The organism is Fictibacillus arsenicus (genome assembly GCF_001999465.1).
Taxonomy (GTDB): domain Bacteria; phylum Bacillota; class Bacilli; order Bacillales; family Fictibacillaceae; genus Fictibacillus; species Fictibacillus arsenicus.
In genome coordinates this window covers 306,571-318,967 of sequence record NZ_MQMF01000001.1, presented here as the reverse complement: position 1 = coordinate 318,967, position 12,397 = coordinate 306,571, and the positions used below count along the sequence as shown (strand labels likewise).

Sequence of the window (12,397 nt, the reverse complement as noted above, 5' to 3'; positions counted from 1 at the left end):
ATTCTCTCTGTATTATCAGTCGAATTAATACATAAATCGATTCTTAAAACGGATTCGATCAAAACGCTGAACGCTATCCAGGTCGATTCGCTTTCCAATTCGCACCATTAAACAGTTTGCAGGGTGTGAACTGATCTCCGGATCGTCGGTGGCCATATATTTAAGGTCCCCTGCATTCATCATTTTTTCCATGATCTTTCTATAATCCCATACAGAAAGTTTTGTTCCTTTTAAGTCCCAATGCCAATAATACTCAGTTGTGATGATGATGTAGTCTTCCATCGCATCATCCATCATAGAAACTTTTAATAGTGTCTTGCCAACTTTAAAATTACGGTAGTCAGGTATTACTTCAATAGCACCAAGCTCTAGCAGATTTTCCATGTTACCTTCTGACCACCGTTCAAGAGGATCCGGATACACATATGTAACATAGCCGATAACTGTATCTTTATTTCTTGCGATAATAATTCTTCCTTCATCCAGCTTAGCAATTCCAGTAACAGCTTTTTTTTGCTCGTTAGCTGGTCTGAACGCCTTTAGATCTTCATGAAAATAAAGACCTTGCAGTGTTTCGGATGACACGGGTCCTTCAACGGTTATTGTGCCATGAGATGTTTTTAAAGCAACGCAGTTATAAGTTTTATTGTGTTTCATGTCTACACCACCTAGGTTTGTTTCCATCTTCTATTATACATGATATCGTCGTATTGTAAGGGGTTTCATAAGCATTTTATAGATAGTTCTAATAAGTTAAAAAATTTTGATAATATGTTATACTTGAAGAGATATTCAATAGGGAAGGGAGAAATAGCAATGAAACTGGAAGCGCTTCCGATAATAAAAGGTGATTTTAATTTACAAGATTATGAGGCAGCATACGGAGCATTTGATTGGAAAGACATTGAGAAAGAATTCTCCTGGCATAAGACAGGTCGAGTAAATATGGCGTATGAAGCCATTGACCGTCATGCTGCATCCCATCGAAAAAACAAAGTCGCTCTCTATTTTTCAGATCAAAAGAGGGACGAGAAGTACACGTTTAAAGAAATGAAGGAAATGTCTAATAAAGCAGGAAACATGCTGCGCCAGTTAGGAGTAGAAAAAGGCGATCGAGTATTTATTTTTATGCCGCGTTCACCTGAGCTTTATTTCGCATTCCTTGGTTCCGTCAAATTAGGAGCAATTGTTGGTCCTCTCTTTGAAGCATTTATGGAAGGTGCGGTAAGAGACAGACTTGAAGACAGTGAAGCAAAAGTGCTAGTGACAACACCTTCACTTTTAGAACGTGTACCTGTCAGTGAACTGCCTAACTTAAAACATGTAATTCTTGTTGGAGAAGATGTAAAAGAAGAAGGACCATATGTAAGTTACTATGACAGCATGGCTAAAGCCTCTAAAGATCTCGATATTGAATGGGTTGACCGTGAAGATGGATTAATCCTTCATTATACATCAGGTTCAACAGGTAAGCCGAAAGGTGTGCTGCATGTACACAACGCAATGCTGCAGCATTATCAGACTTCTAAATGGGTTCTGGATCTAAAAGAAGAAGATGTATACTGGTGTACAGCAGACCCAGGCTGGGTAACAGGTACTTCGTATGGAATCTTTGGACCATGGCTGAACGGGGCTTCCAGTGTAATTAGAGGTGGACGTTTTTCACCAGAAGACTGGTATGGAACCATTGCAAAATACGGCGTAACAGTATGGTACAGTGCTCCTACAGCATTCCGCATGCTAATGGGTGCTGGTGATGAAGTTGTGAAGAAATTTGATCTATCCACTCTTCGTCATATCCTGAGTGTAGGGGAACCTTTAAATCCAGAAGTTGTCCGATGGGGTATGAAGGTATTTAATCTGCGTATTCATGATAACTGGTGGATGACTGAAACAGGAGGCCAATTGATCAGCAACTATCCTGCGATGGAGATTAAACCCGGTTCAATGGGGAAACCTTTCCCTGGTGTTGAAGCAGCAATTATTGATGATCAGGATAATATCTTGCCTCCATACCGAATGGGTAACCTTGCGATTAAAAAGGGTTGGCCGTCTATGATGCGAAAAATTTGGAATAATCCTGAAAAGTATGATTCCTATTTTACTCCTGGCGGCTGGTATGTATCAGGTGATTCTGCTTACATGGATGAAGACGGATATTTCTGGTTCCAGGGAAGAATTGACGATGTGATCATGACTTCTGGAGAACGTGTAGGACCTTTTGAAGTGGAAAGCAAGCTTGTTGAACATCCGGCTGTAGCAGAAGCAGGTGTGATTGGTAAACCAGATCCTGTTCGCGGTGAAATTATCAAAGCATTCATCGCTTTGCGTTCTGGCTATGAACCAAACGATGAACTGATTGAAGAGATTAGAAGTTTTGTGAAATCTGGGCTCGCAGCGCATGCCGCTCCTCGTGAGATTGAATTCCGCGATAAACTTCCAAAAACACGAAGCGGTAAAATTATGCGCCGTGTACTAAAGGCTTGGGAGCTTGATCTTCCAACAGGCGACCTTTCTACAATGGAAGACTAAAAAGGAAGACTAAAAGAATAAAAGACAGCAAAAACCCTCGAATCAATTCGAGGGTTTTTTGTCTTTCTTATTACCTTGTGTAGTGGCTGGTGGAGGATCTCCTGTGCCTGGATCAGTTGGCGGCGGTGGAGGATCCTGTGGCTTGTCTGGTTTATCTCCATCTCCTCCAGACGGTGGAGGAGTTCCGGGTTCTGCAGGCGGTTTCTTTTCACCAACCTGAACCTTTGTCTGAGCAGCTGATTCTTTTCCAGCGATATCAACCGCTGTTACATAGACAACTCCGTTAGAAACTTTCGCAGAAGTTTTATCTGCTGTAACAGACCCTATTTTCTTAAATGATTTGCCATCTGCTGAATGGTAGATTCGGTAGCCGATCACATCATTCTCACCATGTGCTGACCACGATAATACGCCATCAGACATTTTCGCTCCTGTTACAGGTGAAGGAACTTTTCCATTCTCTTTTAATTCTTTCTCAGGTACGATGTTGTTCAAGAGATCAATTTTCTGTGTAAGCTTATTCAGAGTTTCTAATCCTAGTTCTTTTAAGAACTCTTCTTTTATAAGCACACCCACTTTAGTAAATTCTTCAGGTGTTGTTGGCAGTGCTTTATACTTTGCGTCGCCAACAACCACATAACGGCCTTTTGTTAACGTATCATCTACTTCTTTAGGAGTAAACTTTGCGTTAAATAAATCGGTTGTTACAAGACCTGCACTTCGGCAAAGATCTGACGGGAGCTTGCCAGAGATTCCGCAGATTTCACGGCGTACAATTCCTGATGGCATCGCAAATCTTTGTTCAGGGTCAACTAATTGAGGTGCATGTTTATGAGCTGCATTTATTAACTGAGCCCATATAGTCTGATTTCTTTGACCGGTGTTACCAGCTAAATCAGCAGGAGTGTCATAACCGATCCAAACTCCGAATGTAACATTCGGATTAGAGGCTACAAACCATGAATCTTTATCTTCATTAGTCGTTCCTGTCTTACCAGCCCAATCAGACTGGAATGCCAGTTTTCGAGGTACACCTGCTGCAGTACCAGATGAAAGTACATCTCTCATCATATCAATCATTAGATAGGACGTCTGCGGGCTATAAACTTGTTTCGGTTCACTTTTGTGCTGATAGATCACTTCACCGTCATTTGTTTCTATTCTATCAATCATATAAGCATCAACAAATTTCCCGCTGTTTGCAAATGTAGAAAAAGCATTTACATTTTCTTCAACAGTGACCCCAATATCTAGAGCACCTAGCGCCATTGCAGTGTGGGCTCTGTCACCTTTAGTAAGAGTAGTTACCCCCATTTGAATCAGCTTTTCGGTAGCTTTCGCATGATCTACTCTTTGATAAGATCTGATAGCTGGGATATTTCTAGATTTCTTAAGTGAGTGACGAACAGAAACTAGACCATCAAAATCTTTATCATAGTTGTTAGGTTTCCATCCATTTATGTCGATTGGAGTGTCAGGTACGATTGTTCCTGGCTGAACTTTGCCTGTTTCAACAGCATAAGAGTATGCCAGTAATGGCTTCATTGTTGAGCCGTTTTGTCTAGGTGCGCTTGTTGCATGATTGGTTTGTTCTCTGTTAAAATCACGCCCGCCAACAAAACTGATTATCTTTCCTGTTTTATTATCAATTAATGTCGCTCCGACTTCTTCAGGCTGCGGCTTTTCAAGCTTTATTCGCTGACCTTTATTGTTATAGACATATTGATTGTCAGGTCCGAATAATCCATCATTCTTCACAACCTGCTGCATTTCATCATAGATCTTTTGATTGATCGTAGTATGGATTTTAATTCCTTTTTGTCTGATTTGAGTACGTGCGTTATCCTGATATTCTTTTAATTCTTCAGGACTCAATTCTTCTACTTTCTTACCATCTTTTTCAGCTTCTATTTTTGTGAGTACTTCAACTGTACGTTTTTGTATTTCAACAGTTAAAAACGGATATTTTTCGAAAGATGATTGTTTATTTGTCGTTAAGTTCTTTCTAATATCATACTGGATCGCTTCATCATATTCAGCTTGTGTAATCGATCCAGCTGAGAGCATGCGGTTTAGAACGGTTTTCATCCGTTTTAAGCCTGCTGAAATATCTTCTTTTGGCTCACCGCCATTGTTGAAAGGCGTGTACACGAACGGGTTCTTTGGAAGTCCTGCTATGTAAGCTGATTGTGCCAGGTTAAGCTTGGAAGCTTCTACTCCAAATATCCCTTCCGATGCTGCCTGGATTCCTGCCACGTTTCGTCCGGAAGAATTACGGCCATAAGGGACGATATTGAGATAAGCTTCAAGGATCTCATCTTTCTTCAACACTTTTTCAAGACGCATAGCTAGAAGTATTTCTTTTGCTTTTCTATCAAATGAAACTTCATTCGTAAGAATCTGATTTTTTATTAACTGCTGTGTCAGTGTACTTCCGCCTGTTACGATTGCGGCACCTGAAAATTCTTCATACATTGCACGTAGAATCGCTTTAGGCACTATGCCTTTATGTTCATAAAAATATTGATCTTCTGTAGAGATAATCGCTTTTATTACGTATGGAGAAACGTCTTTTAACTTAATTTCTTGCCTGTCCAAGTCTGATTGAAGTTTACCCATGTATTGATCGTTGTCAAAATAAACAGTGCTTGTTTCCTCGTAGTTGTAGATGTCTTCTTTCATAGACGAGTAAGCGCGTACGGGTTCATCCTTTACTAGTGAGGCAAAGAATCCTGCTCCTACTCCAGCTGCGAAAACACCGCCCAAAACAAAAAGAACTGCGACGATCAAAAACATGTTCCAAGTAACGTTATATGTAATTCGTGCTGTTCGAATAATACTTTTTTCATTCAAAAAGTGGACAAATTTCTCCCATTTTTGTTTAAGTCCATCAAAATGAGACATCATTTGGTACTCCCCCCCTGTGTATAAGTATAACATACGGTCGAATTGTGAAAATGGGCAGTTTTTTTGAAATTATAAGATTGACATGAATTTCGTCCATATGGTAAAAATAAAAGAACAATAATAATGATATAGCTAAGATAGGAATAAGTAGCAGATGTCTCCCTGTTTCAGAAAGCTGGTGGTTGATGCAAACCAGCACAAAGGCAGTTTGTGAATTACCTCCTGGAGCTTTCCTTGTGAACCGTTTAGTAGCAAGGAACGGATAGAAACCGTTACGAAATGAAGTGAAAAGCTTTTTTAACGAGCTTTTAATTAGGGTGGTACCGCGAGATTGTAATCACGTCCCTTTCAATTTGAAAGGGACTTTTTTTATTGCCATTAAAAAAGAGAAAGGAAAGAAAGAGATGAACATTTTACAAGACTTAGAATTTAGAGGTCTGCTTAATCAGGTTACAGATCGAGAAGGGCTTGAAAAAGAACTTGAAAGCGGGAAAGTAAAGCTCTACTGCGGGTTTGATCCTACAGCGGACAGTCTCCATATTGGTAACTTATTGCCGATTCTTACATTAAGAAGATTTCAGGAAGCTGGGCATCAGCCTTTTGCTCTTGTCGGTGGTGGTACAGGTCTGATTGGTGATCCAAGCGGAAGACAGACAGAAAGAACATTAAACGAAGCTGAAATCGTTGTTCAATGGACAGAAAAAATTAAAAGCCAGCTTTCTAGACTTCTTGACTTTGAAAGAGAAGGTAACCCGGCAAATACAGTTAATAACTACGATTGGCTTAGCCAGCTGACAATGATCGAATTTTTGCGTGATGTAGGGAAGAACTTTTCTATTAACTACATGCTTGCTAAAGATTCTGTAGATTCTCGTTTAGAAGGTGGAATTTCTTTTACTGAGTTCTCATACATGATCTTGCAGTCTTATGATTTCTTAAATCTTTTCCAAAAAGAAGATATTAAGCTGCAGATCGGCGGAAGTGATCAATGGGGCAATATTACTGCCGGAATGGAGTTAATCAGACGATCCGGAGAAGAAGAGAAGGCTTTTGGATTGACTATTCCTTTGATTACTAAAGCGGATGGCACAAAGTTCGGGAAAACAGCATCAGGGACAATTTGGTTAGATGCAGACAAAACGACGCCATATGAATTCTACCAGTTCTGGGTGAATGCAGCAGATGCTGACGTTATTAACTGGCTGAAATACTTTACATTCTTATCTCAGGACCAAATTGCAGATCTTGAAAAATCGATGGCAGAAGCTCCTGAAAAGCGTGAAGCACAAAAAGCTTTGGGACGTGAAGTAACAACACTTGTTCATGGAGAAGAAGCCTACCTTCAAGCAGTGAAAATTACTGAAGCATTATTCAGCGGAAATCTTAGCGACCTTACAGCAAGTGAAATCGAACAAGGATTTAAAGATGTTCCATCGTTTTCTGTAGAGAACCAAGCAGACATGAACATTGTAGATCTTCTAGTTGAAGCAAATATTTCTCCATCTAAGCGTCAGGCAAGAGAAGACGTAACTAACGGTGCTGTTTCAGTAAATGGTGAAAAGGTTCAAGACCTCTCCTACACAATTGATTCGAAAGACCGAATCGAAAATCGTTTTGTTATCCTTAGAAGAGGGAAGAAGAAGTACACATTGATCAGATACTAAATATATTTAGTAAAGAACCCTTAAACTTATAGGGTTCTTGTCTATTTTCGAAAGGATGTGCAAGCTTTTGAAACGAATTCAAATTGCGGAAGATCTTTCTTTCTCACAAATCATTCATGGACACTGGCGTTTAGCTGAATGGAACATAACCTCAGAAGAATTGCTTCATCTTGTTGAACAATGTATAGAAGCAGGCATAACGACATTTGATCATGCTGATATTTATGGAAATTATATGTGTGAAGAAATCTTCGGACAAGCTCTTTCTCTAAAACCATCATTAAGAAAAGATATTCAAATCGTTACAAAATGCGGCATTAAACTGGTATCAGAAAACAGACCGCATCATAAGATAAAATCCTATGATACAAGCAAAGAGCATATCATTACATCTGCTGAGAATTCATTGCAAAAGATGAATACTGATTATCTCGATGTTCTTTTGATTCATCGCCCAGATCCTTTTATGGACCCATACGAAACGGCTGAAGCTTTCCATCAATTAAAAGAAGAAGGAAAAGTAAGGCACTTTGGCGTTTCTAATTTCACGCCGCGTCAAATGGAGATGCTGCAACGTGAATTCAATGGTCCTTTAGTAACAAATCAGATCGAATTATCAGTGCTGCATGAACAGCCATTCTTTGATGGCACGGTTAACTATCTCCAAAAAGAATACATTAAACCAATGGCTTGGTCTCCTTTAGCTGGAGGGAAACTTTTTAAAGGACATGATGAAAAAAGTTTGAGAGCTAGAAAAGTCCTTGAGAAAGTCGCTAAAGAAACTGGTGCTGAATCCATTGATGAAGTTGCCTACGCATGGCTTCTGGCTCATCCGGCACAAGTGATGCCAATCGTTGGCAGCGGACAAATGAATCGGATTCAGTCAGCAATCAATGCCACAAATATTACATTAACCCGTGAACAATGGTTTGGTATTCTTCAAGAGAGTATGGGAAAAGAAGTAGATTAATAAAAGCATGAACCTCTTAACTAATGAAATTTAGTTAAGAGGTTTTTATTTATATAAAAAGGGTTTTATAATTAGTAATGAATAACTTATTAAATGGGGAAAAGAAATGTCATTGACCGTAGTGAAAAATTACACAACGAGTACACAAGTTTTAAATGAAGGTGCAGTGCTTGCTGCTATCGAAAAATCAGTAGCGATGATTGAATTCAACCCACAAGGCAAAGTGCTTTGGGCTAACAGTAATTTCGCGAAAACAGTGGAATATGAACAGAATGAGATGCCAGGTTTGTTACATAAACAATTTTGTACAGAAGAGTTTGTTAGAAGCAAGGAATATGAAACCTTTTGGAAAAGCTTGCGTGAAGGAAAGACTTTTCAGGAAAAGATTCAAAGGGTTACAAAATCAAACCGGCTGATCTGGCTTGAAGCAACTTATACTCCGGTAAGAGATGAAGTTGGGAATGTCATAGCTGTTGTTAAGATTGCAACTGACATAACAGAAAGAGAAAAAAATACGGTGGAAGTCGTTTCTCAATTGCAGCAGATGGCTGCTGAACTTCTTAACCGCGCTGAAGAAGGAATCAATAAGAGCGGAGAAGTAGCTGCCGCTACGGAAAAGCTTGTTCTTGAATCTACTGAGAACCTAGAAATTCTAACTTCTTTAAAAAAGCAAGCTGCTTCTATAGAAGATATTGTTAAAACGATTCGTGAAATTGCGACTCAGACAAATCTTTTAGCTTTAAATGCAGCTATAGAAGCTGCCCGTGCCGGTGACCATGGAAGAGGCTTTAATGTGGTTGCTGTAGAGGTTCGTAAACTAGCCAACCGCGTACAAGACTCCGTTCAGGAAGTTAATTCGCACATTGAGGGCATTACAAATGAAATAAAAAGAATCAGTAACGTAACGCACCGGTCTCAGCAAAGTATTTCAAACAGTCAAAAGCTTATTACACAAGCTATGGAAGAATTTACTGGAATTGAAATGGCAGCTCGCGACCTTGACATAAAAGCAAGTAAGTTTAAGGATATATTATAAAAAGAGCCGTTTATTTTTTTAGACGGCTTTTCTAAATGTATTCTTTTATGCCAAGACTTCTTTGGCAAGTTGGCTGGAGCGCAAGGTGCGTGTCTACCAACTGGGTATACTTCTTGCAGGGAAAGCGACGAGAAAGCCGCTTCAAAAATTATCTTTTAAACGCAGGAGCAGAAATACTTCCTTGCCCCGATTCTTAACCAAGGCTCACCGCATGCCCCGCGGAAAGCGAGAAGCCTGAAGCGGAAATCAACCACTTTCAATTACCTCTAGATATCCGAAAACAGACTCTTCTAAAAACGAAAGGCTCTTTTCTAAAAGATTTTTGCTTTTGATGTTTTTTTCTTCCTATGCAAGTTGATTGGAGCGTAAGGTGCGAGACTCCTATGGGACGAGCGGTCAGGTGGAGACTCCTAATGGCGCAAAGCGGCAGGAGGCTCACCGCACGCCCCATGGAAAGCGAGCAGCCTGAAGCGGAAATCAACTACTGTCGAAGAGCAACAATGTAGACGAAAACAGCCAAAGAAAAGACCTCGAAAAAAGAAAAACCCTGAAACCAATAAAGGTATCAGGGTTTTTGAACTCTTAACGAGAGTAGTATTCAACGATAAGTTGTTCTGTGATCTCAGCTGGAAGTTCTGAACGCTCTGGTAAGCGAGTGAAAGTACCTTCCAATTTGTTTTCGTCAAAAGTTAAGAAGTCAGGTACGAAGTTGTTTACTTCGATAGCTTCTTTAACAGCAGTAAGGTTGCGTGACTTTTCACGAACTCCGATTACATCTCCAGCAGATAGACGGTAAGAAGCGATGTCAACACGCTTTCCGTTTACTGTGATGTGACCGTGGTTTACTAATTGACGAGAAGCACGACGAGTGCGAGCAAGGCCAAGACGGTAAACAACGTTGTCTAAACGAGCTTCTAATAGAGCCATGAAGTTTTCACCATGGATACCAGGCATTTTACCAGCATCATTGAAAATGCGGCGGAATTGACGCTCATTTACACCGTACATGAAACGAAGCTTTTGCTTCTCCTGTAGTTGTAAACCATATTCAGAGATTTTCTTACGTTGAGTAGGACCATGTTGTCCTGGTGCGTAAGGACGCTTTGATAATTCTTTTCCAGTTCCGCTTAGAGAAATTCCAAGACGACGGGAAACTTTCCATGTTGAACCTGTATAACGAGCCATTAATGACTCCTCCTTCACTTGTTTGTTTTGTGTTAAAACAATACAGTGACTATGACCTTTTCAAAAGCTTATTTTGTATGAAAAACACTTTCACTTCAGCAGCCATGAAGCTACACGGTGTTCCCTGATTAAAAAATCAAGGTACAAAATAATTACTGTTGATGGACACAGTGCTACTTATTTTACACAAAGAACAGTATAAACTTTTTGTGTCCTTTATGTCAACCATGCCTGCTGTATACACAAAAATTTCAGAGGACAATTTGTAAAAAAGTACTCAATCATATATGATAATAAGTAAGAAAGCGCTTACATTTTTAAATCGTCCTAAAAGGAGAACTCAAAATGGATACAAAACGCTTTGAAACAGAAGTAATTCATAAAGGTTACAATGCTTTGCAGCACCATGGGAGTTTGTCTCCTCCTATATTTCAGACGTCTACATTTGTGTTTGATACTGCTGAAACTGGAGCGAGCCGGTTTGCTGGTGAGCAAGAAGGATACATCTATTCACGGTTAAGCAATCCAACTGTTACGATGCTTGAAGAACGCATAGCATCCATGGAAAAAGGTGAAAAAGGCCTGGCTTTTGGATCGGGAATGGCTGCAGTATCAGCTATTTTACTTGGTCTTACTAAGACGGGTGATCATATTCTTTGTTCAGAAGGTGTATATGGCTGTACGTTTGGTCTTTTGCAGTTAATGGAAGAAAAATATCATATCACACATGATTTTCACTCCATGAATGATGAAGATTCACTGCGATCGGCTATAACGGATCATACAACTGTCATTTATATAGAATCTCCAATCAATCCGACAATGAAGCTTGTGGATATAGAGATGGTAGCAAGAGTCGCAAAAGAATACAGCATACCTGTGGTTGTAGATAATACTTTTTCTTCTCCATATTTGCAGCGTCCGCTTGATTTAGGCTGTGATGTTGTCATTCACAGCGCAACAAAATATCTATGCGGCCATGGTGATGTTATAGGCGGGCTGGCAGTAGGAAGCAATGAACTTATGAGCCATCTTGCAATGACAACTCAAAAAGATATTGGAGGTATCATGTCTCCATTTGATGCATGGTTGTTGCTGCGCGGTATAAAAACATTGCCTGTTCGAATGGACCGGCATTGTGATAATGCAAAAAAACTCGCAGAATTGCTTAAAGAACATCCAGCAGTAGAAAAGATACTATTCCCGGGTGATCCTGAATTTCCTCAGTACGAACTAGCGAATAAACAGATGAAAAATGCAGGAGGCCTGATCAGCTTTCAGATAAAGGGAGACAAAGCTGCCGCCCAATCTTTTATGAATTCCTTACAATTAATAAAAATTGCCGTCAGTCTTGGTGACGCTGAAACTCTGATTCAGCATCCAGCAACAATGACACATGCGGTAGTTCCCGAAGAAAATAGAAAACAAATGGGGATTACTGATAAGCTTCTCCGCTTATCAGTTGGATTAGAAGCTTGGAAAGATATCTGGAGTGACCTGGAACAGGCACTGAATAGAATATAATCAAAAAGCACTGAGCAGCCTTTGCTCAGTGCTTTTTGATTTGTTAAATGTATTGAAGAAGAATATTTGAGAATTTCTCCAAATTCTCCCGATCCACTTCATCAAATCTTTCTTTTTCTGGGCTATCAATATCAAGAACGCCTAAAAGCTTCCCGTTTTTCACAAGAGGAACGACGATTTCCGATTGAGACGCTGCATCGCATGCGATGTGTCCAGGAAATTCGTGTACATCTTTAACGACAAGAGTTTCTTGATTTTTGGCAGAAGTACCACAAACGCCTTTTCCTAAAGGGATTCTTACACAAGCCGGAAGCCCTTGAAAAGGTCCTAAAACAAGCTGGTTTGATTCTTCTTCAAATGTGTAAAAGCCAACCCAGTTTACTCGATCTAAGAATTGATTCAACAAAGCTGATGCATTAGCTAAATTTGCTGTTGCATTTGTTTCTCCTTCAAGAAGTGCTGATAGCTGTTTGCATAATAGATCATAAGCTTTATTTCTGTCTGTACTATATTGTTGAACGGAAAACATCAAGATTCCTCCAAACCTGATAAATTGTTTATTCTATCCTATCAAATTAT

At 39.7% G+C, this 12,397-nt stretch carries 9 protein-coding genes and 1 other annotated feature; of the genes, 5 read left to right on the top strand and 4 right to left on the bottom strand.

All coding sequences use genetic code 11. The features are described 5' to 3' along the window. Positions 1–24 precede the first annotated feature (24 nt). On the bottom strand, positions 25–657 hold the full coding sequence (locus UN64_RS01540) for a GNAT family N-acetyltransferase (RefSeq protein WP_077359340.1): 633 nt from the start codon (positions 655–657) through the stop codon (positions 25–27). Between the two features lie 159 nt (positions 658–816). Here UN64_RS01540 and acsA point away from each other — a divergent pair, with 159 nt between their 5' ends. After that, positions 817–2,532 carry an acetate--CoA ligase gene (gene acsA, locus UN64_RS01535; RefSeq protein WP_077359339.1) on the top strand — a complete coding sequence of 572 codons (1,716 nt, stop codon included), beginning with the start codon at positions 817–819 and terminating at the stop codon, positions 2,530–2,532. A 42-nt stretch (positions 2,533–2,574) separates the two neighbouring features. Here the strand turns inward: acsA and UN64_RS01530 are convergent, their stop codons facing one another. After that, positions 2,575–5,439, bottom strand: coding sequence for a transglycosylase domain-containing protein (locus tag UN64_RS01530; RefSeq protein ID WP_245801938.1), 2,865 nt, complete (start codon positions 5,437–5,439; stop codon positions 2,575–2,577). Positions 5,440–5,564: 125 nt separating this feature from the next. Further along, positions 5,565–5,789, top strand: a binding site (T-box leader). Positions 5,790–5,843: 54 nt separating this feature from the next. On the opposite strand from UN64_RS01530, the gene tyrS reads away from it, so the two are divergent. From tyrS to UN64_RS01515, 3 genes are all read left to right on the top strand, one after another. After that, the gene (tyrS, locus tag UN64_RS01525; protein ID WP_077361073.1) at positions 5,844–7,103 is read left to right on the top strand and encodes a tyrosine--tRNA ligase; all 1,260 of its coding nucleotides are present in this window, start codon (positions 5,844–5,846) and stop codon (positions 7,101–7,103) included. Positions 7,104–7,170: 67 nt separating this feature from the next. Next, a complete protein-coding gene (locus UN64_RS01520) occupies positions 7,171–8,073 on the top strand; it encodes an aldo/keto reductase (RefSeq protein WP_077359338.1) in 903 nt (300 codons plus the stop codon). A gap of 106 nt (positions 8,074–8,179) precedes the next feature. Then, positions 8,180–9,109, top strand: coding sequence for a methyl-accepting chemotaxis protein (locus UN64_RS01515; RefSeq protein WP_077359337.1), 930 nt, complete (start codon positions 8,180–8,182; stop codon positions 9,107–9,109). A gap of 582 nt (positions 9,110–9,691) precedes the next feature. Here the strand turns inward: UN64_RS01515 and rpsD are convergent. Continuing rightward, a complete protein-coding gene (rpsD, locus tag UN64_RS01510) occupies positions 9,692–10,294 on the bottom strand; it encodes a 30S ribosomal protein S4 (protein ID WP_077359336.1) in 603 nt (200 codons plus the stop codon). 345 nt (positions 10,295–10,639) lie between these two features. Between rpsD and megL the strand changes: the two genes are divergently transcribed. Further along, positions 10,640–11,818, top strand: a complete 1,179-nt coding sequence (megL, locus tag UN64_RS01505) for a methionine gamma-lyase (protein WP_077359335.1) — start codon at positions 10,640–10,642, stop codon at positions 11,816–11,818. Between the two features lie 43 nt (positions 11,819–11,861). On the opposite strand, the gene UN64_RS01500 is transcribed toward megL, so the two are convergent. Beyond that, positions 11,862–12,347, bottom strand: a complete 486-nt coding sequence (locus UN64_RS01500) for a GAF domain-containing protein (RefSeq protein ID WP_077359334.1) — start codon at positions 12,345–12,347, stop codon at positions 11,862–11,864. Between the last annotated feature and the right edge of the window lie 50 nt (positions 12,348–12,397).